The organism is Xanthomonas sp. BRIP62411 (assembly GCF_003993525.1).
Lineage (GTDB): Bacteria > Pseudomonadota > Gammaproteobacteria > Xanthomonadales > Xanthomonadaceae > Xanthomonas > Xanthomonas euroxanthea.
The window spans coordinates 617,694-642,166 of sequence record NZ_QEZI01000008.1; the positions used below are offsets into that span (position 1 = coordinate 617,694).

18 protein-coding genes are annotated in these 24,473 nt (G+C 65.8%); 8 read left to right on the forward strand and 10 right to left on the reverse strand.

Translation table 11 applies throughout. The features are described 5' to 3' along the window. The first annotated feature begins 42 nt into the window (after positions 1–42). The 3 genes from rpiA to EO139_RS06960 all read left to right on the forward strand — a co-directional run bounded on the left by rpiA (position 43) and on the right by EO139_RS06960 (position 2,225). Positions 43–690 (forward strand): ribose-5-phosphate isomerase RpiA, encoded by a 648-nt coding sequence (gene rpiA / locus EO139_RS06950; RefSeq protein ID WP_126969882.1) that lies wholly within the window; start codon positions 43–45, stop codon positions 688–690. 163 nt (positions 691–853) lie between these two features. After that, positions 854–1,303 (forward strand): DUF192 domain-containing protein, encoded by a 450-nt coding sequence (locus tag EO139_RS06955; protein ID WP_026064588.1) that lies wholly within the window; start codon positions 854–856, stop codon positions 1,301–1,303. A 40-nt stretch (positions 1,304–1,343) separates the two neighbouring features. Further along, entirely contained in the window at positions 1,344–2,225 is an 882-nt protein-coding gene (locus tag EO139_RS06960; protein ID WP_104584728.1) for a SirB1 family protein, read from the forward strand. Between the two features lie 98 nt (positions 2,226–2,323). On the opposite strand, the gene EO139_RS06965 is transcribed toward EO139_RS06960, so the two are convergent. Then, positions 2,324–2,563, reverse strand: a complete 240-nt coding sequence (locus tag EO139_RS06965; RefSeq protein WP_047124717.1) for a rubredoxin — start codon at positions 2,561–2,563, stop codon at positions 2,324–2,326. A 23-nt stretch (positions 2,564–2,586) separates the two neighbouring features. Here EO139_RS06965 and thiE point away from each other — a divergent pair, with 23 nt between their 5' ends. Further along, positions 2,587–3,210 (forward strand): thiamine phosphate synthase, encoded by a 624-nt coding sequence (gene thiE / locus EO139_RS06970; RefSeq protein ID WP_016903553.1) that lies wholly within the window; start codon positions 2,587–2,589, stop codon positions 3,208–3,210. A gap of 1,060 nt (positions 3,211–4,270) precedes the next feature. Here thiE and EO139_RS21415 read toward each other — a convergent pair. Further along, positions 4,271–7,447, reverse strand: a complete 3,177-nt coding sequence (locus EO139_RS21415; protein WP_164739758.1) for a TonB-dependent receptor plug domain-containing protein — start codon at positions 7,445–7,447, stop codon at positions 4,271–4,273. 307 nt (positions 7,448–7,754) lie between these two features. Here EO139_RS21415 and hemL point away from each other — a divergent pair, with 307 nt between their 5' ends. Together hemL and EO139_RS07005 are read left to right on the forward strand one after the other, a co-directional pair. Then, positions 7,755–9,044, forward strand: coding sequence for a glutamate-1-semialdehyde 2,1-aminomutase (hemL, locus tag EO139_RS07000; protein WP_104584063.1), 1,290 nt, complete (start codon positions 7,755–7,757; stop codon positions 9,042–9,044). A gap of 487 nt (positions 9,045–9,531) precedes the next feature. Then, positions 9,532–12,300 (forward strand): LuxR C-terminal-related transcriptional regulator, encoded by a 2,769-nt coding sequence (locus EO139_RS07005; protein WP_126944425.1) that lies wholly within the window; start codon positions 9,532–9,534, stop codon positions 12,298–12,300. A 319-nt stretch (positions 12,301–12,619) separates the two neighbouring features. Here the strand turns inward: EO139_RS07005 and azu are convergent, their stop codons facing one another. The 6 genes from azu to EO139_RS07035 form a co-directional block, all read right to left on the reverse strand. After that, on the reverse strand, positions 12,620–13,069 hold the full coding sequence (gene azu, locus EO139_RS07010; protein WP_126969886.1) for an azurin: 450 nt from the start codon (positions 13,067–13,069) through the stop codon (positions 12,620–12,622). Between the two features lie 91 nt (positions 13,070–13,160). Further along, positions 13,161–14,363 carry a pyridoxal phosphate-dependent aminotransferase gene (locus EO139_RS07015; RefSeq protein ID WP_126969888.1) on the reverse strand — a complete coding sequence of 401 codons (1,203 nt, stop codon included), beginning with the start codon at positions 14,361–14,363 and terminating at the stop codon, positions 13,161–13,163. A gap of 30 nt (positions 14,364–14,393) precedes the next feature. Continuing rightward, a complete protein-coding gene (locus EO139_RS07020) occupies positions 14,394–14,897 on the reverse strand; it encodes a RidA family protein (RefSeq protein ID WP_119127456.1) in 504 nt (167 codons plus the stop codon). A gap of 32 nt (positions 14,898–14,929) precedes the next feature. Then, on the reverse strand, positions 14,930–15,355 hold the full coding sequence (locus EO139_RS07025) for a cytochrome c (RefSeq protein ID WP_104584058.1): 426 nt from the start codon (positions 15,353–15,355) through the stop codon (positions 14,930–14,932). Continuing rightward, on the reverse strand, positions 15,352–16,959 hold the full coding sequence (locus tag EO139_RS07030; RefSeq protein ID WP_164739759.1) for a flavin monoamine oxidase family protein: 1,608 nt from the start codon (positions 16,957–16,959) through the stop codon (positions 15,352–15,354). The genes EO139_RS07025 and EO139_RS07030 overlap by 4 nt, the downstream gene beginning before the upstream one ends. Positions 16,960–17,046: 87 nt before the next feature. Continuing rightward, entirely contained in the window at positions 17,047–19,329 is a 2,283-nt protein-coding gene (locus EO139_RS07035; protein WP_181116275.1) for a TonB-dependent receptor, read from the reverse strand. A gap of 296 nt (positions 19,330–19,625) precedes the next feature. Between EO139_RS07035 and EO139_RS07040 the strand changes: the two genes are divergently transcribed. Continuing rightward, complete coding sequence (locus EO139_RS07040; protein WP_126969890.1) at positions 19,626–20,243, forward strand: HAD-IA family hydrolase; 618 nt, start codon at positions 19,626–19,628, stop codon at positions 20,241–20,243. Between the two features lie 480 nt (positions 20,244–20,723). Here the strand turns inward: EO139_RS07040 and EO139_RS07045 are convergent, their stop codons facing one another. After that, positions 20,724–21,950, reverse strand: a complete 1,227-nt coding sequence (locus EO139_RS07045; protein WP_126969892.1) for an acetylornithine transaminase — start codon at positions 21,948–21,950, stop codon at positions 20,724–20,726. A gap of 72 nt (positions 21,951–22,022) precedes the next feature. Between EO139_RS07045 and EO139_RS07050 the strand changes: the two genes are divergently transcribed. Beyond that, positions 22,023–22,895 carry an ion transporter gene (locus EO139_RS07050; RefSeq protein ID WP_104584053.1) on the forward strand — a complete coding sequence of 291 codons (873 nt, stop codon included), beginning with the start codon at positions 22,023–22,025 and terminating at the stop codon, positions 22,893–22,895. A gap of 590 nt (positions 22,896–23,485) precedes the next feature. Here the strand turns inward: EO139_RS07050 and EO139_RS07060 are convergent. Continuing rightward, the gene (locus EO139_RS07060) at positions 23,486–24,427 is read right to left on the reverse strand and encodes a YiiG family protein (RefSeq protein ID WP_241235923.1); all 942 of its coding nucleotides are present in this window, start codon (positions 24,425–24,427) and stop codon (positions 23,486–23,488) included. Between the last annotated feature and the right edge of the window lie 46 nt (positions 24,428–24,473).

The following is a 24,473-nucleotide window of genomic DNA, read 5'->3' on the forward strand; positions in this document are numbered from 1 at the left end:
ACGAATTCCGAATCACCAATCACTAATCCCGAGCTCTTACCCATGTCCGAAGCAAAACGCCTGGCCGCCGAAAAAGCGATCGATTACGTGGAAGACGGCATGATCGTCGGCGTCGGTACCGGCTCGACGGTGGCCTACTTCATCGATGCCCTGGGCCGCATCAGCCAGCGCATCAAGGGTGCGGTGTCCAGCTCCGAGCAGAGCAGCGCGCAACTCCGGCGCCATGGCATCGAGGTGCTGGACCTCAACCACACCGGCAATCTGTCGCTGTATGTGGATGGCGCCGACGAGTGCGACCCGAACCGCTGCCTGATCAAGGGCGGCGGCGCGGCGTTGACGCGCGAGAAGATCATCGCCGAGGCCAGCGAGCGCTTCATCTGCATCGTCGACCCGAGCAAGCAGGTGCCGGTGCTGGGCAAGTTCCCGCTGCCGGTGGAAGTGATTCCGATGGCGCGCAGCCTGGTGGCCCGGCAGATCCTGGCGCTCACCGGCGGCCAGCCGGTATGGCGCGATGGCGTGGTCACCGATAACGGCAACGTGGTGCTGGACGTGCACAACCTGCAGATCACCGACCCGGTGGCGCTGGAGCGCAGCGTGAACCAGATCCCCGGCGTGGTCTGCGTGGGCCTGTTCGCGCGTCGCCCGGCCGATGTGGTGATCGTCGGCGGCGAGCCGCCACGGGTGATCTGAGCGATCGCACACGGGCACGCGCACACGCATTTCCGGCCTGCATTGCGAAGTAATGGCGAGCGGGCCCTGATTGCACGCAATGATCCGCTCAACACGCCACAGCCGCTTGACGCACGCGGCCGCTTGGCAGATGGTGCGGCATCCCCGCCCGCTGGTATGCCGTATGCGCCGTCTTCGCCTCCTCGCCCTTGCGTCCTTGATCCTGCTCGGCGGCTGCGCCAGCAGCGGCGGTAGCTGGGTGGAATTGGCCGGTACCCGCTACCAGGTGGAGCTGGCGCAGAACGATGCCGATCGCGCCAAGGGCCTGATGTTTCGCGATGCGATGGCGGACGATCACGGCATGCTGTTCGTCCACGACCGCCAGGAACCGCTGGCGTACTGGATGAAGAACACCAAGATCGCGCTGGACATCCTGTATTTCGACGATGAGCGCCGGCTGGTCTCGCAGCAGCGCGACGTGCCGCCCTGCTCGGCCGGCGACGCCTGCCCGCCCTACCCCAGCAAGCGCCCGGCCCGTTACGTGCTGGAACTCAACGCCGGCCAGGCCGCCAGGATCAACCTGCAGGACGGCGCCACATTGACCCTGAGCCCGGACATCCCAAAGCTCAAGTAAATCTCACACCGCAGGCCCTTGCTGTCAGGAAGTACCGGACTTGAACCACGCGCCAGTTGCCGACACTCTTGGCAGCATGGTCGACATGCTCCCACTTCCCCATTGGACCGCACTCGCCAGCCTGGACGACGACGCCGTGCCGTTGATGTCCACCGCGCTGCTGATCGCGCGCGACGAGTATCCGCAGCTGGACGCCGAGCTGTACGACACGCTGGTGCAAAGCCACGTCGAGCATCTGCGCCGCGAGGTGGAGGCGATCGACCTGTGGCCGTTGAAGATGGCCGCGGTCAATCGTTATCTGTTCGACGAGCTGGGCTATTCGGGCAATCACGACGAGTACTACGACCCGCGCAACAGCTACCTCAACCAGGTCTTCGAACGCCGCCTGGGCAACCCGATCTCGCTGGCGATGGTGCAGATCGAAGTCGCGCGCCGGCTGGGCATTCCGCTGGCGGGCGTGTCGTTTCCCGGGCATTTCCTGGTGCGTTTGCCGGTGGACGACGGCGTGCTGGTCATGGATCCGTTCAACGGCGGCCGCCCGCTGGGCGTGGACGAGCTGCGCGAGCGTGCGCGCCCACATCTGGGGGGCGAGATTCCCGACGACCGCGCCCTGGCGCAGATCCTCGACCCCGCGCCGCACCGTGCGATCCTGATCCGCATCCTGCGCAATCTGCACGGCGTCTACGCCGATGCCGAGCACTGGGACCGCGCCGCGCGCAGCGCCGACCGCATCCTGAAGCTGGTGCCGGACCAGCCCGAGGCGTTACGCGATCGCGGCATGGCCTATCTGCATCTGGGCCACCGCAACGGCGCACGCCACGATCTGTCGCGCTACCTGCAGCTCAATCCCGGTGCGCAGGATGCGACCAATCTGCATGAGCACCTGGTCGAGCTGAGCAGTCAGCGCGCGCGCGCGCACTGAAACCACAGCTTGCCGCGTCGTCATCAGCGCCCGCCCGAATGGAGGCAGGCGATGTTGTGGCGCGCAAAACGCACCAATCCAGCTGAACGGGCAGCGCCTCAGTCGATCTCGACCATCTCGAAGTCATCCTTGGTCACACCGCAATCGGGGCAGGTCCAGGTGTCGGGAACGTCCTGCCAGGCGGTGCCCGGGGCGATGCCTTCTTCGGGGATGCCGTCGGCCTCGTGGTAGAGAAACCCGCAGACGACGCACATCCAGGTGCGGTAGGTGGTCGTGGATGTCTCGCTCATCGGATAATCGCGGTCACGCAACGGTGGGACTGCATTGTCCCATCCCACCCACCGCTTCCGGAAGCGCTGCCATGCCCGACCTGCACAACGCCCGCGGCGTCTACCTCATCACACCCGACGAGCCCGACACCGCGCGCCTGATCGCGCGCACCTTGCCGCTGCTGCCCGCTGTCGCCTGGCTGCAGTACCGCAACAAGCAGGCCACCGCGGCGCTGCGCCTGGAGCAGGCCAGTGCGCTGCACGAGGCCTGCGCCGCGCACGCCGTACCGTTGATCATCAACGACGATGCGCAGCTGGCATTGCAGGTGGGCGCGCAGGGCGTGCACCTGGGTGAAGACGATGGCGAGGTGGCGGCGGCGCGTGCGCTGTTGGGCGAGCAGGCCATCATCGGAGTGTCGTGCTACGACGAGATCGCACGTGCGTACGCAGCGGTCGCGGCCGGTGCCAGCTACGTGGCCTTCGGTGCGTTCTTCCCCACCACCACCAAGGTGACCACACGTCGCGCAACGCCTGCGTTGCTACAGCAAGCTGGAGCGCTGGGAGTACCACGGGTGGCGATTGGCGGCATCGCGGCTGCGCAGGTGCCCGCGTTGGTGGCTGCGGGCGCCGAGTTGATTGCGGTGGTCAGCGGCGTCTATGCCGCGCCGGATCCGCTCGCGGCAGTACAGGCCTATCGGGCCGGGTTTGCACGGTAGCGTGGCTTGCAGGTAACAGACAACAGATAACAGAAGTTACCGGCGACACGCGCATGCGAAGACACAAGAAACCGGGATTCGAGTCGAAGCGTCGTTTATCAGATGCAGTCACAAACCGAGTGCGTCGAGTGCGCGGCGCCCTCACCGCTCGCGGGACACGCCGTGCATCCGTCCCTGGAGGCTCCGTGGCGGCATCCATGCCGCCACGAGTCCCGCAATCGGTGAGGACACCGCACCAGACAGTTGGTCGGCGCTCTTGTGAAAAGCTGTCTCTCGTGCGGTATGCATTAAGACGTGAAGCCGTTGCTCCACGATCCAACGAGGCGCATCCAGCACCGCTCTTACCGTGCACACCGACCATCTCGATTGGTCCTTGCCCCCTCACCGTCGCGGGACCCTGAGCGGCATGGATGCCGCGCCGGAGCCTACATGGACGTACTTGCGGCGCGTCCCGCGATGGTGGGCGGGCAAGGGCCGTGCAGCCAACTCGCAGCGTCGTGTTCGCGGTGCCCTCACCGCTCGCGGGACGCGCCGTGCATTCGTCTCTGGAGGCTGCGTGGCGGCATCCAGGCCGCCAGGAGTCCCGCAATGGGTGAGGACACCGCACCAGGCAATTGGTCGGTGGTCAGGCAAACCCTGGGTGTTGCGAGACCTACGTTGAGTGAGAAACTCGGAGTGCGCTTGTGGAAAGCCTACGTGCCGCTGGAACTGCGATGCGGGATTTCCTGAGGCAACGTGATACGACCAGCGCACGTCATGCTCCGCTCTTGACCACGCACACCGACCATCTCGACAGGTCCTTACCCGCCCACCGTCGCGGGACCTTACGCGGCATGGATGCCGCGTAAGAGCTTACAGGGACGTACTTGCAGCGTGTCCCGCGACGGTGGGCGGGCAAGGGCCCTGCAGCCAAGCCGCAGATCAACCGCTCTACACCTGCCGCGCGTCGTACGTCAGATGACTGAAGCGGCTTGAGCGCCAGCACCCAAACACCAAAAACAAGGCAGCGACGCGTGCCATCACGCGTCGCTGCCGGCGCTAACCTTATTACCTGCCTCGATCAGAAGTCGTAGCTCAATGTCACCCGGCCCGAGCGCGGTGCCTGATAGGCCACGACCTGGTCCCAGAGCGGGTTGGTGGTGTTGTCGGGCAGCTGCGAGAACGGATAGATGTTGGTTGCAGTCTGCTCGTTGGTGATGTTGAACACGTCGAAACGCAGTGCCAGCTTGCCGGCGGCGAATGCCGGCTTGTAGGTCACGCCCATGTCGAGCTGCGCGATCCAGCCCAGCCGTCCCTGCGAGCCGGGAGGCGATGCCACGCCGGTGCCGGTTTCCGGGTTGTAGCAGTAGTGGTAAGGACCGCCGGTGATCGCGCTGCCACCGTAGCCGGCCGGATCGGTGCCGGTGTAGTTGTCGCCGTAGTAGTTGCCCAGGCAATTGTGTGGTGCGCCCGAGATCAGGCTGAAGTTGGCCGACGCCCCCCATTGCGGAGTGAACTGGTAGAAGCCGAACAACTTGAGCTGATGGCGGTGATCGTTGGATTGATCGCCGTTGAAGTGTTCCATCAGCGCCGCGTGGTCCCAGCTCTGCGTGGTGGAGACCGAGGCCTGGCCCTGATAGCTGCCCAAGGCGCCACCGGTGCGCCACAGGTCCGAACGCACCTGGCCTTCGGTGGTGCCGTAGCTATGCGACCAGACGTAGTTGACCTTGGCGTACCACTTGCCGTCAAACGGACGTTCCAAATTGAACTCGACTGCCGAGTAGTTGCGCTTGAACTTCGGGAAACCCGCCGCTTCGCGGCTCACCGATACCTCATGGAACTGGCCATCGGTACCGATCACGCCCCAGGTATTGGTCTGGCCGGGGTTGATCAGCGATGCGCCGGCAACCTGCGAGAAATCGATGGTCACGCCCTGCGCTGCGGCGGCGGCGATCAATGCGGTATTGGAGACGTCGTAGTTCTGATCGTCGATACCCGCATTGAGGCGGCGATGCGTGCCGCGCACGCCCAGCACCCAGCCGGTCTCCAGCTGCTTGGTGAAACCGAGGATGACTTCGTCCTGGTTCTCGCCCTCGATGTCCTTGACCACTGCAGTGCGCACATCGGCGATGCGGCCGAAGCGCGAGTTGGCCGACACCGCCGACCCCAGCTGCTGCGCCAGGACCGGCGTGCCATCGGCATTGATGCCGCTATAGGTGAAGTAGGTATCGGTGGTGGTGGCCGGGGTGAACAGGCTCACTGCCGACAGCGGCAGGCCAAGGTAATAACGGCCGACGTTGCCGAACACCTTCAGGCTGGAATCGCCGTTGACGTCCCAGCTGAAGCCCAGGCGCGGCGCCCAGGCGTTATCCACTTCGATGTACGGGTCGCCAAACGGGGTGTAGTTGGTGAACTCGTCCTTGCGCAGGCCGATGCTCAACAACAGGTTGTCGGTGACCTGCCACTTGTCTTCGATGTAGTAGGCGCGCTGCTTGGCCTCGTAGGAGTACAGGCTGGTGTTGATGTTGCGCACCACGTAGTAGCCGCTGGACCCATTGACCGGATCGACCAGGCCCGGGCTCGGCGCGCCGATGCCGCCGGCTTCGTTGGCCGACTGGCTGACCAGTCCGCCCGTCCGCACGCCATTGGGATCGTTGGTCTGGCCGTAGGTCCACGCAAAGCCGGGGCCGGACAGCACCGAACCCACATCGATACCTTCGGACTTCTGGTTGTCGATACCGAAGTTGAGCGTGTGGTGGCCGATGCGCCATTCCAGATTCAGGCGCTGATTGTCTTTCTTGTATTCGCGGTCCGGTGAACTGACCGAGGTGACCAGCTGATTGCCGATACGCGGAGTGCCGCCGGTGTAGGCCGGATTCTGCAGCGCGGCGCTGTTGATGACCGGGCCGCCGGCCGCGTCGTAGTTGAAGGGCGTCAGCTCGTCGGGCGTCTTCATCTTGCCGTACAGCGCGGTCACGGTGAGGTTGTCGCTGAGATAGCCGGTGTACTTGCCGGTGAACAAGGTCGGGCCGGTCTTCCAGGTGGATTCGTCGGTGAAATAGCTGCCGCGCTGGCGATTGACATAGTCGTAGCGGTAGATCGACCCGTTGGTCTCCGCCTCGTCGCTGGCGCCGGTCACCTCGATCAGGTGGTTGTCGGTGATGTTCCAGTCCACCTTGGCGTACCAGCGTTTCTGCTTGTAGTCGTAATCGGTGAGGCCGCCGGTGCGTCCGTTGTCGGTGTCGCGATTGGTGCCGACGCGTACGCCGTCCGAATCCACCTGCTCGGCAGCCAGGAAGAAGAACAGCTTGTCCTGGATGATCGGCCCGCCGACATAGGCGCTGTAGGTGGTCTGGTTGGCTTCGGCCTCGCTGGCCGGCTGGTACAGGCCATTGGCCGCGCGCGCATAGCGGTAGGCGGCGTTGTTGATCGTGCTGCCCTGGCTGTCCGGGCGCCAGTAGATATCGCGCTGGTTGGCACGCAGGCCATTGGGTTCCCAGATGACGGCGGCGCCGAACTTCCACTCGTTGGTGCCGCGCTTGCCAATCTGGTTGATCACTCCGCCATTGGCGCGGCCGTACTGCGCGCCATAGCCGCCGGTGAAGATTTCCTGCTGGTCGATGGCGCCGTACGGCAGGGTCAGACCACCCAGGTTGTTGCTGATGGTGGTGGTGTTGAACCCATTGAGGTAATAGGCGTTTTCGCTGGCGGCCGAGCCGCCGAAGCTGGGCAGCGAGCCACCGAGCGGGCCATTGTCGAAGCCGCCGCTGTTGACCACCACGCCCGGTGCCAGCAGCGCGATTGCCTCGGCAGTGCGGCCCAGGGGCAGCTGCTGCAGCTGCTCGGCGGTGACCACGGTGCGGGTGTCCACGCTGCTGACGTCGATGGTGGTCAGGCCCGCGGCGGTGACGGTGACGCTGTCCAGGGTCTGCATGCCGCTCCCCGAAGCGGCAGCGAACGAGACGTCGGTGTTGGCGCCGACGGTGATCGCGACGTTTTCGCGGGTTTCCACCACCGCGCCATCGCGCTTGACTGTGACCTTGTAGGTGCCCAGCGGCAGATTGCCGGCGGTGTACCGGCCGCGTGCATCCACCGGCACTTCGCGGCTGAAACCGCTGTTGTTTTCCACCAGCACGCTGGTGCCGCTGCTCTGTCCCACGCTGCCGACGATGCTGCCGCTGGTGGACTGCGCGTGGACGCTCCCCATGGCCACGACCAGCGCCAACGCCAAGGCACGCTTCTGGATACTACGGTTCATGTTTTCTCCCCAAGTCTGGAACTGTCGGCAACGCGACAAAAATGAACGGCGCCAATGGCTACCGGAATCACACTCTCTGAACATCTGCCGCAGCAGACCAATGACCACCGGTCATTTGCTCATGCCAAACCGTCGATACCCTTGCGTTCGATCATAGGCAGCCGGATCGCCCTACCCGTGCGCTCCGACGGGTAGGCAGGCATCTGGTGGGTAGGCGGACGGGGGCCGCAAGCCTGACAATGGCGGGTGCGCCGCCCGCAGTCGGGCAGCGCCGCCCCCAATCGGTACCACTCAAGGATCTGCGCGCATGAACCACACCCGCTCCCACGCCCTGTTCGCCCAGGCGCAGACGCTGCTGCCCGGCGGCGTCAACTCACCGGTGCGTGCATTCAAGTCGGTCGGCGGCGAGCCGTTCTTCGTGGCACGCGCCGATGGCCCGTATCTGTATGACGTGGACGACAACCGCTACATCGATTACGTGGGCTCGTGGGGGCCGATGATTGCCGGCCACAATCACCCCGCGGTGCGTGAAGCGGTGGAGCGCGCGATCCGCGATGGCCTGTCGTTCGGCGCGCCGTGTGCGGCCGAAGTCACCATGGCCGAGACGATCCATCGGCTGGTGCCGTCCTGCGAGATGGTGCGCATGGTCAATTCCGGTACCGAAGCCACGCTGTCGGCGGTGCGCCTGGCCCGCGGCGCCACCGGGCGCAGCCGCATCATCAAGTTCGAGGGCTGTTATCACGGCCATGGCGACTCGTTCCTGGTCAAGGCCGGCAGCGGCATGCTGACCCTGGGCGTACCGACCTCGCCGGGCGTGCCACCCGGCCTGAGCGAGCTGACCGCCACCCTCTCCTTCAACGACTTCGAAGGCGCCACCGCCATGTTCGACGAGATCGGCGCCGACGTGGCCGCGGTGATCATCGAGCCGGTGGTCGGCAACGCCAACTGCATTCCGCCGCAGGCCGGTTACCTGCAGCACCTGCGCACGCTGTGCACGCGGCACGGCGCGCTGCTGATCTTCGACGAGGTGATGACCGGTTTCCGCGTCGCGCTGGGCGGTGCACAGGCGCACTACGGAGTGACCCCGGACCTGAGCACCTTCGGCAAGATCATCGGCGGCGGCATGCCGGTGGGCGCCTACGGGGGCCGGCGCGACTTGATGGAGCAGATCGCGCCGGCTGGCCCGATCTACCAGGCCGGCACCTTGTCGGGTAACCCGGTGGCGATGGCGGCCGGCCTGGCGATGCTGGAGCTGGTGCAGGAGCCGGGCTTCCACGCCCGCCTGAGCGAGGCCACCAGCGTGTTGTGCGAGGGACTGGAAGATGCCGCGCGCGCCGCCGGCGTTGCCGTCACCACCAACCAGGTCGGCGGCATGTTCGGCTTGTTCTTCACCGACGACATCGTGGAGAGCTACGCGCAAGCCACCGCCTGCGACATCACCACCTTCAACCGTTTCTTCCACGCGATGCTGCAGCGGGGCGTGTATCTGGCGCCGTCGGCGTACGAGGCCGGCTTCATGTCCAGCGCGCACGATGCGGCGGTGATCGATGCCACGCTGGCCGCCGCGCGCGAGGCGTTTGCGGAAGTGGCGCACTGAGGCATCCAGGCGTTGCGTTGCCGGCGACGGGCCCGGCAACGCTGACCTTTGTGGTGCGTTGAAGGCGAGGTGTCATCGCCTGCGTCGCGGTGGCTGCTGGTGACGCTGGCCGCGCAAGACGCCGGGCATCGGTGCGGGCCTGAGACGCCTGTTTAGGCCCGCGCCGACGCTGAACAGACGCGGCGCCGGCGCTGCAGCCGGCTCGATGGCGTCCAGACGGGCCCGGCCGTTCCTAGCAATGGCGCACACCCTGCGCCACCGCAGGCTCCATTCAGGCGGCGGCGTAGCGACAGGCTTTGCTTTTGTCTTGTGGCTGTCATACCTTTCTGAAAGGTGTCCATGGACGGGCATGGGTGGGGACCCTCGAAGCAGCCGATGGACGTTGTCGCCGGTCACGGTGACGCCTGTGCATCGCCGCTGTTTCATCACGATCTGCAGCGTGTCGAGCCGGCGCGCTGCCGACGCTTGCCAGGGCCGCCCTCGCCTCATGCTCAAGCCTGTTGCGTTGCTCACGCCGCGCCCCTCACCGCCGCGCGATTCCGCTGTTCCCGATTGGCTGCTCGCCAGCAAGCTGGAGCCGCCGCTGCCGCGTCCCGGAGCGGTGGTGCGCAGCACCTTGCTGGCGGCGCTGGATCAGGCGCAAGCCCGGCCGCTCACCCTGCTGCTGGCGCCGCCCGGATTCGGCAAGACCACACTGCTGGCGCAGTGGCATGCGCAGCTGCGCGCGCGCGACCACGCCGTGGCCTGGCTGTCGCTGGACGAAGAGGACACCGATGCCGCGCGCTTCCTTGGCCACCTGGCGTTGGCGCTCCAGCACGCAGGCGCCGATCCGGCACTGTGTGCGGCGGTGCTGCACAACCGCGACCAGGATCCGCGCGAGGCGGTGACGGTGCTGCTCCGCGCGCTACGCACGGCGCCCCGGCGCATCAGCATGATCCTCGACGATTACGACCGGCTCGGCAGCGGCATCGTCGACGAGCTGGTGCTGCGCCTGGTCGAACACGGCGGCGGACGTCTGCACCTGTTGCTGGCGACCCGGCGCGTACCGGCACTGCCGCTGGCGCGGCTGGACCTGCAGGCGCAGCTCAGCCGTCTCGGCAGCGCGCAGCTGGCACTGGATGAGCCCGAAGCGCAAGCGTTGCTGGGCCCCCAGGTGCCGGCGCCGGTCGTGGACGAATTGCTGCGCTACACCGAAGGCTGGCCGGTGGCGCTGCATCTGGCGCGCTTGTGGCTGGAAGGCGGTGCGCAGCGTCAACAGGAGGTGGCCGCGCGCTTCTCCGGCCGCAGCGCGCAGATCGCCGCGTATCTGACCGAGCAGGTGGTCAACGACCTGGATGCCGACACGCGCGACCTACTGTTGCGGACCAGCCCCCTGGAGCGCGTCAACGCAGCGCTGGCCGATGCGGTGCGTCAGCGTGACGACAGCGGCCGGTTGCTGGCGCGGCTGGAACATTTCCACGGCCTGCTGGTGCCCATGGATGGCGAGCGCGAGTGGTTCCGCTATCACCCCTTGTTTGCCGACTTCCTGCAGCAACTGCTCGATCGCGAACACCCCGGCCAGGCCGCGCAACTGCATCAACGGGCCGCACGCTGGTTTGGCGATCATCGGTACCTGGCCGACGCGGTGCGGCACGCATCGCGTGCCGATTGCGGCGACCTGGCCGCCAGCTACATCGCGCGCGCCGGTACCTGGCAACTAGTGCTGACCCACGGCACGCACGCGGTACGCGCACTGCTGCGGCATTTCGAACACCGCACCATCCGCGACACCCCGGCGCTGAATCTCACCCAGGCACATCTGCACGCGAAGCTCGGCGAATTCAGCCATGCGCGCCTGCTGCTGGAACGCTTCCGCGACTTTCCGGCTGCGCTGCGCGAGCCCCTGCAACGCGACTACACGGTGGTGGTGGCGCTGTTGCGCGATCGCCTCGACGAGATCTGCGGCAATCCGCATGGTCTGACCCAGATCGCCGCGCAAGCCTCCGCGCTGGACGAGGACGACCACCTGGGCCGCGGCATGCTGCTGTGCATCTGTGCCACCACCGCCATTGCGCAGGGTGCCTTTGCAACTGCCGAACGCTACGCACTGAACGCACGCGATGCGATGCAGCGCGGCGGCAGCGAACCAGGCGCGGGCCAGGCGCTGCTGGCGCTGGGCCAGAGTTTTTTCTATCGCGGACAGCTCGGTGACGCCGAAGCCTGTTACCGGCAGGCCCTGCACTGGTGCGCCCGCTCCCCGCAGCTGGATCGCGTGCTGGAGGCCGCCGGCCAGTGCCTGCTCGCACAACTGCACTACGAACGCGGCCACCACGACGACGCGGCCGACCTGCTGCATCCGGCACTGGAATTGCTGGAACAGCACGACGGCGGCATGGACGTGCTGGCCGCCGCCTACGACACCGCGCTGGGATTGGAGCGTGTGCGCGACCACAGCGGGCGTAGTGCCTTGGCGCTGCTCGAACACGTCGAGCAGATCGCGCACGGGCGCAAGCTGACGCGCCTGTCGGAACTGGCTGCAGCATGGCGTTTGATGCTGTTGCTGGAGCATCCGGGCAATGCCGCCATCGATGTGCTGATCGCACGCACCGGCGGCGAATCCGGATTGGCGCATACGCTGCGATCGCCCCACCGCTGGCGCGATCGCGCGGCGATGGGCTTTGCGCTGGCACGCTGGCATCGGCTGGCCGGACGCAGCAGCGCCGCGCTGACCATCCTGGGCCAGATCGAACAGGCCTGTCTGGCCAACGACAACCTGTGCCACCTCGCGCGCACCCGCGCGCGTATCGCCCTGGTGCTGCAGCAACGCGGCGAACTGGTCGCGGCGCTACCGCACCTGTATAGCGCGCTCGACCATGTGGCACTGACGCAAAGCTGGCAGGCGATCGTCGAACTCGGCCTGCCGGCCAAGGCGATGCTGCGCTCGCTGCGCCAGCACGACCCGCATACCGTCGGCGGCACCACACGCGCACTCACCATCCAGGCCCTGCTCGAACGCCTCAGCGGCGACGAAGACCCGGCCGGCGACATCTTCAGCGAGCGCGAGCTGGAAGTGCTCGCGCAACTGGCACGTGGGTATTCCAACAAGCAGATCGCACGTTGTTTGCATCTGTCGGAAAACACCGTCAAGTTCCATTTGAAGAATCTCTATCGCAAGCTGGATGCTCGCAGCCGCGAAAGCGCGCTGGCGCAGGCCTTGCAACGCGGGTTGTTGCGCGCAGCCGATCCACCAGGCAATTCGGAAACGGTGCCGGGCTGACCTCCAGTGGCGGGCGCCAGCGACGGCGCTGACGCGCGGCAAGACGCCACTTCGGGCGGCCGGAGGCGGTGATGACACCTGCACGCGGCGGCAAGCTGGTCTATCTCGGCATCCAGAAGCGGCCCGGTCACGACAACACATGGAGCCTGCCACAACAGCGCGCCTTCCTTTAAGCGCAGTTCTCCGCGCACCGTCTACGACGGTCGCTGGCGCTGCCGTCCGCTCCGCCCACGATTGCCTGGAGCACGCGGCGTGACCGCGTGCCAGCTCCCTCGCCTATCGCTCCTGCCGCGGCCACGCGCCTGCGGCAGCTGATACCTCACCCGAAACTCAGCGTGCCCTTCATCATCGCCCAGTGGCCGGGGAACGAGCAGAAGAAGGTGTAGTCGCCGCCCTTGCTCAACTTGCTGGTGGCAAAGCTCACCGTGGTGCTCTCGCCGCCGCCGATGACCTTGGTGTGTGCGATCACGCGCGCGTCGGCCTTGGGCAGATAACTGTCGGCGATGGTGGAGCGTACGCCGGCATTGGCCACTGCCTGGAAGTCGGCGGACTTGGTCAGCACCCAGTTGTGGCCCATCACCGTGGCGGCCATCTTGCCGGAGTGCTTGAGCGTCAGGTCCACCTGCGTGCAGTCGGGTGCCAGCTTGATCGCGCTCTGGTCGAACTTCATCTGGTCGTTGCCGGTGATGGTCACCGCGCAGGTGCGCGCCCATGCCGACGGCGCCAGCAGCACCAATCCAATCACGGCAACTGTCGAAAACACTTTCAAAGGAACACTCCTGCAATAAGGGATGCGCGACGCCCAGCGCGCCTGGTCACACCAGCGCATCTGCAAGCGCCGATGTTGCCAGAGTAACGCCTCATGCGTAGCGGAAAAAAGCATCCATCGGATCATGCACATCGGCCGTGGCCTCCGGCAGCGGCAGCGGGCCGCGCTTGCCGGCAATCACCTGCACGAAGGCCTGCTTGAAGCGCGCCATCTCCGCATCGGTGCCGACGGTGATCCGCGACCAGGTCGGCCACACCGGCCAGCTGCGTCCGATGAACACGCCATGGGTGGCCATGTCGTCCTTGAAGCCGGCGGCCGGCCGCTTCACGTCGACCATGAAGCAGTTGCTCTCCGAGGTGGTACAGGCATAGCCCTGCTTGGCGAGAAACGCCATCACGTCCTTGCGTGTGGCCGCGGTACGTGCGCGCCGCTGCGGCACCAGTGCGGGATCGCGCAGGCTGGCCAGGCCTGCGGCAGCCGCGGTCACCGGCAGGCTGTTGACGCTGTAGAACATCAGCTTGGCCAGCAGGTCCGGGCGTGCGGCCGCGTAGCCCAGGCGGATGCCGGCCATGCCATAGAGTTTGGAGAAGGTGCGCAGCACCACCACGTCTTCGCCCGCGGCAACCATGTCGACCACGCTGCTGGTGCTCTGCGCAAAGTGGATATAGGCCTCGTCGACCACCAGCACGCTGCCCTTGGGCTTGTGCGCCAGTGCATAGTCCAGGTCCTTGCGCGCGGTGACCGAGCCGGTGGGGTTGTTGGGATTGCAGATGTAGATCACGCCGGGGCTGGCGTCGGCGGCGCACATCGCCTGCACATCGTGCGAAAAGTCCTTGCGCAACGGCACCTTGATCAGTTTTGCGCCATTGCGGCTGGCGGCACGCCAACCGGATTCGTAGGTGGGATCGGCGGTGACGAGCGCGGCGCTGGGCGAGGTGAACGCCAGCATCGTGTAGTCCAGCGGTTCGGTGGAACCGGCATAGGCCATCAGGTGGTTGACCGGCAGCTTGAGCTCGGCGGCCAGGGTCTCCATCAATTCCATCTGCACATCGCGCAGGTAGCGTCCACCTTGCGGCGCGATCTGCGCGATGGCCTTGACCGCAGCAGCCGACGGGCCATCGGGAAACTCGTTGGAGCCGATCATCACCGGCGACAACGCACCGGCCGCTGTCGGCGCGATCGCGGCGGAGCGTTCGGCGGCACCGGCCAGCAGCGGCAGCGCACTCGCACCGGCGGCGCCGGCAAACAGCGCGGAGTCGCGGAGAAACATGCGGCGCGAAAGAGCAGTTTTCATGACAACCTCCAGCAGGACGACAGCACGGATTCAAGGACGAACGGCGACCACTTCGATTTCCACCCGATACAACGGATTGCCGAGCGCGGCGATCTGGAAGGCCGAGCGCGCCGGCAGATTGGGCTGCTCCTTGGTGCCGAAGAACTGGCGGTAACCTTCCATGAAACCGTTGAAATCCATCTTGCCGCCCATGGCCGGATCACCGACCAGAAACACCTGCATCTTCACCACATCGCCCATGCCCAGGCCGAGCGCCGCGAGTTGCTGCTTGATCTGGTTCAACACGCTCACCGTCTGCGCCTTGGTGTCGCCATAGGCGGCGATCGAGTCCTTGGGCGCACTGGCATCCACCACCGCCGGCACCTTGCCACTGACGTAGACGGTGGCCTTGCCGGCGGGAATCTCCACGGCAGCAGCAATGGGGAAATCGCTGTTGGGTATCTTGTGGCGGACCACGTCGGCCGCATGCGCAGCGGCAAGGCCTGCAGACCACAGCAGGGCAGCAGTGAGAACGGTGGTCACTGGACGGAACATGGCAACTCCTTGCATGAGAGAGAAAGGGAGAATCAGTGGCGCAGCAATTTGACGTCGTCGACGGTGACGCGCTCGGCGTGATCGTTGCCGAAGTGCGTGCGCACATAACTCACCACCTCGGCCACCTGGCGGTCGTTGAGCATGGCGCCGAAGCCGGGCATGCCCGCATGGCCGTCGAGCACCATCATGGTGACGTAGGGGCCGGCGGCCAGCTTCGGGTTGCCGGCAAGTGCGGGATATTCGCCCGCGCCCTGCGCACCGCGCCCGCCCGGCATGTGGCAGCCCTGGCAGATCGCCTGATAGACGTCCTGGCCGGATGCCTTGGCAAAGCCCTGCTGCGGAAACAGCTGGGTGGCATCGGAGCTCTGCGCCCGCGCGTCGTATGTGCCTGGCGGCACCAGCAACGCAGCCATCGCAACGACAAAGCTGGCCGCGGCCAACCGTGATAACAGGCTCATGCGCGACCTCCTCCGGCCAGCACTTTGCGATGCAGACGGCCCACGACATCGTGCGCGGACAAGATCGCGCCTTCCTGCCAGGCCGGGATATAGGAGACGTGTTCACCGGCCAGCGCCAGGCGCCCGTCGATCTGGCACAGCGGCGTGTAGTGTTCGGCACGCGCCTGCTCGCTCCACATGCCGAAACAGCCGTGCGTGAACGGCACGCGGTGCCAGCCGACCGAAATGCCGTTCTCGAACTCGCGCGGATACTGCGGATGCAGTTGTGTGCCGTATTCGACCGCCTTGCGCACGCGCTGCTCCGGGGACATCGAGGTGAACTGGTAGGCATCCAGTCCCCACACATACGCACCGAGCAGCACGCCCTTGCCGGGGCTGTGATAGTTGGTGCTGGGATAGCTGATCAAGGTGATCGGCAGATCGGTGTAGCTGATGCCGCCGTAGATGGCCTCGTCCTCTTCCCAGAAGCGGCGCTTGAATTGCAGGCCCACTTTCACCGATGCCGCATACGGCACCTGGCCGATCGCGGTGGTCATCGCGTCACTGGCGGTGACCGGAATGCGGCTGAGCACCGACAACGGAATCGTGCAGATACACCAATCGGCGCTGGCGATGCGTTCTTCGCCGCCGTGCGCGGCGTCCTGCCAGGACACGCGCACACCGTTGCCATCCTGATCGATCCTGGTGACCTTGGCGTTGTAGGTGATGGCATCGCCGAGCCGGGACGCGAATGCCTTGCCGATCTGGTCCATGCCGCCCACCGGCTGGAACATGGTGGTCTGCATTTCGTAGTTGTTGCCGGCCGCCAGCGTGGTCCACAGACGCGAGTGCAACACGTCCTGCACGCTGAAGGGATCGGAGAACTCGGGCTTGCCCGACAGGCCGCCGCCGGGATAACGCGCAAAACCGCGCCGCTCGCTGCTGTCCTTGCCCTTGACGTAGCCGAACTTCTGGTCGAGCGCGCCCCAGGTGCGCAGGGATTCCAGCAGCACTTCCTGGTCTTCGCGGCTCACGGTGGTGTCCAGCGCCTGCTGCTGGGTGCACTTGGCCAGCAACTCGGACACGTGCCCCTTGTAATCGGCATCGATGGCGCGAAAGCGCTGCGGTTTGCCGCCGAAGCCATGCTGGCTGTGCAACAGCGCGTTGTAGTTGACCTGGTTGAACGCCTCCAGGGCCACACCGAATTGCTTGCAGTAACCCAGCACCGCCTTGTGGTGATGCGGGATGCGCCACGGGCCGGGGTTGAGGTACAGCCCGTCGTCGAACTGGCAATGTTGCATCGCCCCGCCGAGTTCGGTGTAGCGGTCGCCGCCGCGCAGCGTCCAGTTACGCCCGCCGGGGCGGTCGTTGTATTCCAGCAACTGCACGCGGTACCCCGCCTTGCGCAGTTCGAAGGCCGCCGCCATGCCGGCCAGCCCCGCCCCCAGGATCAGCACCGAGGCGCCTTTCGGGTCGCCATCCAGCTGCAGCGGTCCCTTGAAATCGGATTCGGCCGCCATGCCCAGGCTGCTCATCGCCTGATACATCATCGCGCCGCCAGCGGTCATGCCGATGCGCGCCAGCAGTTGCCGCCGTGTCATCGCCCCAGAGTGATTGCCTTGCATCAACGCTTAGTCCTTGCATGTCATGGATCGAGTCCGACGGACACCACCGATGGCGCGGCCGGCAACGCTGCCGGCCGCATCACTGCCTCAGAATTTGTAGGCCAGGCTGGCGAACAGCTGGCGCGGTGCGATCAACTGGTACGAACCGGAACTTTCGTTCGGGAACACCGCGCCGATCGCATCGTCCTTGTCGAACAGGTTGTAGACCGACAACTGCAGCCGCCCACCGGCCAGAAACCCGGCATCCTCGCCCTGATAGCCGACACTGCCGTTGACGATGAAGGTGGCATCGACCTGGTCGGTATTGAGCGTGTCGCCGTAGCGCTTGCCGGTGTATTTGGTGTCGAGGTTGGCGAAGAAATGCTCGCCTTCCCAACCGCCGTTGAGGCTGAACATCACCTTGGGCGAGTCCGGCACGTCGTTGCCTTCCACCTGCACCAGGCTGCCGCTGACCGGGCCGAAATAGTTGTCCTGGAACTCGGACTTGTTCCAGGTCAGCGATGCCCCCAATCGCCAGCCCGGTGCCGGCTTCCACATGCCGGACACTTCCGCCCCGTAGGTCTGCACGTCGCCGACGTTGGCGTAGACGGTGGGCGCAACCACCAGCGGGTCCGGGTCGGTCAGCGCGATGATGCGGTTCTCGTAATCGATCTTGTAGGCGGCGATGTAGCCGCTCCACTGGCTGGATTCGGCGCGGATGCCGATATCGATATTGGTGGATTCCTCCGGCGCGATATCCGGATTGAACGCGCCCGAGGTCAGCGCCAGCCGTGGCGCCGAGCTGAAGTTTTCAGCGTAGTTGGCGAACACCTGCACGCCCTCGGCAAGCTGGAAGCTGGCGCCGACCTGGGGCTGGAACCAGTCGCTGTTCTTGATGGTGACGTCGCGGCGCACGCCGACATTGAAGTCATCGAGATTGGCGATGCCGTTGTAATCGCGTTTGACATCCAGCCCCTTGGCGCCGAATTCCATGGTGAGCCGGTCATCGAGCAGGCGCAGCGTGTCCTTGATGTAAAGCTGCTTCACCTCGGTGGAGAAGTGATTGTCGTAATAGACCACGATCGGCAGCGAGCCCTTCAGCAGCGCGCCGGTGGCCGGGTCCAGGTTGTACAGCGGGCGCACCTGATCGAAGTCGTAGTTTTCGTACCACGCGCCGACTTCGAGCTTGTTGTGCTCGGTCTCCCATGACACTGCACTGGTTACGCCGTAGCGATCGCCGCCCATGATTTCCTCGCGCCGGGTCATCGCACCGACGCGGATGACATTGCCGTTGGCATCGACGATCTGCGGGTCGTTGATGGCGATATCGGTGCGACCCGGCGTGCCGGCGATGGCGTCGTTGTACAGGCCGGTGGCCGTGCTCGGTGGCGTGCCGCCGACGCCATAACCATGCTTGTTTTCGTAGTAGCCGGTGAAGGTGACACCGATCGCATCGTTGAACAGGAAATCGCCGTGCAGGCTGAGCAGCGAATCGCGGCGGCCGTTCTGCCATTCGCTGTAATGCTCGGCATCCACTTCCGGATTGCCGGTGATGCGTTCATGCAGATCCCACGACACCGACCCGTCGGAGTTGTACGACTGCACGTCGTAGTCCTTGCGGTTGTTGTAGATCCAGCCCAGGGTCAGGCTGCCCACGTCCCAGGCCTGGCGGATCTTGGCTTCGAAGTGATCGCTCTTCTGCGTGGCCGGCTCCATGTCCCACACCCCGCCCTGCGTGCGCGAGGCAGACAAATACGCGCTGGGGCCGCCGTCCCACCAGTCCGGCGTATCCAGGCGCACGAAGCTGCGCACCAGATCGTCCGAGCCGATGGTCTGGGTGAGGTTGCCGCTCCAGCTGTCGCCGCCCTTCGGTGGCAGGCTGGTGTAACGGATCGCGCCGCCCAGTGCGTGGTACGAAGGCTGAGTGACATCGCCGGAGCCGGCCGACACGGTGACGTCGAGCAGGTTCTCGCTGGACACGTAACGGGTGATCGGGCCGCCTTCGCGGGTGTCGAAGGTTTCGATCGGGATGCCGTCCAGGGTCACGCCGATCTGGTTGGCGGAAAAGCCGCGGATGGTCATCGAGTCGCCGAACTCGTACAGCCCGAACGGATCGGTGGTCTGGACATTCACGCCCGGCAGGCTCGCCAGTAGCTGCTGCGGTGCCACGCCGGGCACCTGTGCCTGGATGTCGTCGACGGAGATGGAGGCGGTGGTGCGCGTGGAGCCGGTGCCGACCACGCTGACCGCGTCCAGCGTGCGTGCTTCCTGTGCCAGGACCGGCAGGCTGTGTGCGCCAGCCAGCACCAAGGTCATCGAAGCCAGCGTGCGACCACGCGTGGCGGTGGTGAGAATGGCGGCAACTGACGCCGCCAGTTGATCGGTGTTCAAGCGCTTGCGCATGCAATCGACCCCCTGGATGGTGTGACGTGCTGAGTGACCGGGCCCGCTCCCCAAGACCGGCTGACACCGCGGATGCGGCATGCATCGACCATACCCAGCACAGTTCCGCTGCACGCGCCGCGCGGAGGGTAGGGGCGGCGCGGGTGGGTAGGTAGCGACCGGATTCAACGATCTGAATAGGGACTGCCCCACCCACCTGCCGGCATCCGGACATACCAGGTCTTGCGCACTTGCCATGCCGCGCCGAATCGACAACGCTGCGCAGCCGCATCCCGAGTCCACCCATGCCGCCTGCCGCACCGTCCCTGTTACTGCTCGATTTCGACGGCGTGCTGGCCAGCTATTCGCGGCCGCGTCGTCTGGCTGCGCTTGCCAGTGCGGCGGAATGCACGCCGCAACGTGTGCAACAGGTCTTGTTCGAGCAGGGCCTGGAGCGCGCCTACGATGCCGGCGTGATCGACACGTCGGCCTATCTGGCGCAGCTCGGCGAGGGGCTTGGCTGCGTGATCGATCGCGCCACCTGGATCGATGCGCGCGTGGCGGCATGCCGCGCCGAGCCGGCGGTAGTGGCGCAGGTACTGGCGGTGTCGGCAACGACCGCGGTGGCGGTGCTCACCAACAACGGGCCGTTGATGGCGGAAGCGATCGAGCGGATCGTGCCAGCGCTGTTTCCGCTATTGCAGGACCGCGTGCTGTGCAGCGGCGCCCTCGGCGGCCGCAAGCCGGAGCTGCCGGTGTATCAGCGCGCGCTCGCCCGGCTCGATGCGGCCGCGTCACGCACGTTGTTTATCGACGACCTGTTCGTCAACGTGCGCGGCGCACGTGCCGCCGGCCTGCATGCGGACACGGTGCGCGATGCGCGCGGCTTGCGGCGGGTGTTGAAGCGGTATGGGCTGGGGTGAAGGGCCGGGATTGGGGAATCGGGAATCGTTGAGCATCGCGGAACACCTGTCACTCTCTCGGGGTGACGCAAGACGCTGCTCGCAGCATTGAACGCGTCGGCGTCCACGATCAGGGACAGCGTTGGCGCCTTGAGTCGGTGTCGGGTTAACGGCGAACGCAGAAGCGAGCCCCTCTCCCGTCGGGAGAGGGGTTGGGGTGAGGGCACGGTAGAGCGATAAAACCCAAACCTCCATGCCCCCCGCCGTTATCCAATCGCTGCCGCAAGAGGGCTGCATCGCGCGCTACGCAATCCGCATCAGCTACGCAACGCGGTCTTCATGCAGATCCTGCAACAGCCGCGCAGGTACCTGCGGCAACAACGCCACGTGCCCTGACAGGGCCTGGCGCAAATCGGGAAACACAACGACCTGCGCCTCCTCCCCAACCGCGCTCGCCGGCACAGCGCCGGTCGCGATGGCGCAAGGAAGCGCAGAGGTCGATCACTTCTGCGCGGCGTACTCGGCAACGGCCAGGCGCAGGCGCGCCAGGCCATCGGCCAACTCGGCATCGGTCAGATTCAGTGCCGGCACGAAGCGCAGCACATCCGGCCCCGCCTGCAACAGCAACACGCCATGGTTGGCGGCGAAATCCAGGATCGCGCCGGCCTGCCCGGCATGCGCCGGCGCCAGTACCGCGCCCAGCATCAGGCCGCGTCCGCGGATCTGCGTGAACAGGCCGAACTCGGCGTTGAGCGCCTCCAGGCCGGCACGCAGCGCCGCCGATTGACGCTCCACATTCTCGGCGATCTGCGGCGAAGCCAGCTTGCGCAGCGCCACCCGCGCCACCGCCGCGGCCAGCGGATTACCGCCGAAGGTGGTGCCGTGCGCGCCGAACTGCATGGTTTCGGCCACCTTGGGGCCGGCCAGCATTGCGCCGATCGGGAAGCCGCCACCCAGCGCCTTGGCCAGCGTCACGATGTCCGGCGTCACCTGCTCCTGCCAATGCGCGAACAGCGTGCCGGTACGGCCCATGCCGCACTGGATCTCGTCCAGCACCAGCAGCGCATCGTGCTGGTCGCACAGCGCGCGCACGCGGCTCAGGAAACCCGGCGCGGCCGGCATCACCCCACCCTCGCCCTGGATCGGCTCGACCATCACCGCGGCCACATCGCCCGAGGCCATGGCCGCCTCCAGCGCCGCCACGTCGTTGAAGTCCACATAGCGAAACCCGCCGGGCAGCGGCTCGTAGCCTTCCTGGTACTTGGGCTGCGCGGTCGCGGTGACCGCAGCCAGGGTGCGCCCGTGGAAGCTGCCGCGGAAGGTCACGATGACGCGCTTGTCGGCCGCGCGGCCGTGACTGCTGGCCCACTTGCGTACCAGCTTGATCGCCGCCTCGTTGGCCTCGGTCCCCGAGTTGCACAGGAACACCTTGTGCGCGAAGCGCGAAGCGGTCACCAGCTCTTCGGCCAGCTGCAGCGGCGGTGCGCTGAAGAACACGTTGCTGGTGTGCCACAGCTTGCCGGCCTGTTCGGTCAGCGCGGCCATCAGATCCGGATCGTTGTGCCCCAGCCCGTTGACCGCGATGCCGGCGGACAGATCCACATACTCGCGGCCCTGGTCGTCCCACACGCGACTGCCCTGGCCACGCTCCAGCACCACCTGGCGCGGGCGGTACACCGGCAGGTAGTAATGCGCGAGGGACAGGGGCGAATCGGCAGCGGTGCTCATGATGGTGGGTCGCAGAAGCGGAGGGAGAACGCGCATTCTCGCGCATTCGCCGGCCTGCGGCACAATGCGCGGATGCGCCCTTTCTCCGATCCCCAGCTCACTCCCGCCACCGACCACGGCTGGCGCCGGCAATGGTTCGACATCATCTACCGGCACGACACCCGTCCGTCGCGCAATTTCGACCTGATGCTGGTGGTGGCGATCCTCACCAGCGTGATGGTGATCATGATCGACAGCGTGCCGCGCATCCATTCGCATTCGGCGCACTGGCTGGTGCCGCTGGAATGGGCGTTCACGGTCCTGTTCACGGTCGAATACGGGTTGCGCCTGGCGGTGGTGCGGCGCCCGCTGCATTACGCGCTCAGCGTGTGGGGCGTGATCGATCTGCTGTCGATCCTGCCCAGCTATCTGTCGTTCTTCGTGCCGGGTGCGCAGACGCTGCTGGTGGTACGCGTGCTGCGCATCCTGCGCCTGTTCCGCATCCTCAAGCTCACCCGCTACATCGAGGAAAGCGGGCAACTGGTGGACGCGCTCTGGCGCAGCCGGCGCAAGGTGCTGGTGTTCCTGTTCAGCGTGCTCACCATCACCGTGATTGCCGGCGCCACGATGTATGTGATCGAAGGCCCGCAACATGGGTTCACCAGCATCCCGACCAGCATGTACTGGGCCATCGTGACCATGGCCACGGTGGGCTTCGGCGACCTGGTGCCGCAGACCACGCTGGGCCGCTTCGTCACCTCGGCCCTGATCCTGATCGGCTACAGCATCATCGCCGTGCCCACCGGCATCTACACCGCCGAACTGGCCAGCACACTGCGCGAAGGCGGCCACGCCGGCAAGCGCGATACCCGCAACTGCCCGCGGTGCGGGCTGGAAGGCCACGCGCCGGATGCACGTTATTGCCGGCAATGTGCCGAGCCGCTACCGGAGAGTTCCAACGGCTGACGCGGTGCTGCGGACTTGACGCGACCACTGCGGCCACCGAGCAGTGGCCGCAGATAGAGCAGCTGATAGACAGCCTTGTAGATCAGCTGTAGCGCCGATGATCTGCGACTTTGCTGTGCAGGCCCTTGCCCGCCCACCCTCGCGGGACACGCCGCAAGTACGTCCATGTAGGCTCTGGCGCGGCATCCATGCCGCTCAAGGTCCCGCGACGGTGAGCGGACAAGGACCGGTCGAGACGATCGGTGTGCGGGTGCAAGCAGAGCATGACGTGCGCGTTTTTATAAGAGCACGCCTAATTAGTAATCCAAGACACGCCGAGCAATGAGCAGGCTTTCAATGACGCAACCTTGAAACTTCCAGGTGCAGTGTCCTCACCGCTTGCGGGACCGTGTGGCGGCATGGATGCCGCCACCGAGCCCTCAGGGACGGGTTCACGGCGTGTCCCGCAGGCGGTGAGGGCACCGCGCCCTCGACGAGTTCTGCTTGAGACCATCTAACGACGCCGAAGGTCAAGATTTCAGCCTCTTTGAGGCTGGCACAATCATCTGCTCGATGCGCTTACGCAACGCGACACAGATGTGTGCGCAGCATCAATGCGACATGCGATTGCTCATGTCGATCAGATCGTTGTAGCTGGCCAGCACGGCCTGGCGCGTGCCGCCCGGGGGGAGCGATCCACTTTCCAGCAGCATCTGCTCGCTCTTGTTCAATGGTGTCTTGGTGCGGATACGCTCGACCAGTCGTCCCGACTCGCGCGCCAGCTTGTCGGCAGAACGTTCCATGTGGCCCCACATCGCATCGCCCTGGCCGACCTTGGCCTTCTGTGCCTCTTCCAGAATGCCCTGGTAGCGTGCGAGCTGGGATTGCGCTGCGGCAAGATCCGGCGTGTCGCTGTCGAGCACCTGCACCAGCTGCTTGCCTTCGCCGATGATCTTCAGGTGATACCAGGAGGCACTGCGGCCCTCTTCCTTTTCGATCGCATCGATCTGCGCCTGGCGACGCATGTCTTCGTTGCGTTCGAGTGCGGCATTCATGGCTTCGCCGGCTTCGAAGAACGCGTGATAGGCCTGCATCAACGGCGCGTGCAGCGCCTTCATGCCCTTGCCGTCATCGCGCAGATAATCCTCGCGGTCGTAGTAGCGCACCGCTTCGCCGATACGCTCGTTGAGCGTGGTGAAGCGTTCCTGATAGGTCTTGGCCACCGGATCGAGCTGGGGGTTGGCGGGCGTTTGCGCCAGTGCCGCGGTCATCGGCGCCCCGCATTCGTCCACGTGATGCGACAGCACCGTGCCCGGTGCATGGATACCGCTCTCCTTGCCGGTCGGGCCGGCCTCGGGGTCCTGCATCCAGCCGATGTATTGCTGGTAGCTCTCATGGATCGGCTGCTCGACACCGTTGAAGCACGTGATGTAGGCATTGATCTTGTCGGCGCCTTCCACTGCGGCGGCGGGCGCGTTTTTCTGGCAGCCGGCAAGCAGTGCGGCGAACGCGATCGCCGCAGCGAGCGGCGCATAACGAAGTTGATGGGTCATCTTGCGTTCCATTGATAGGTTGAAGAAGGTGGCGCCGCAGCGTGCG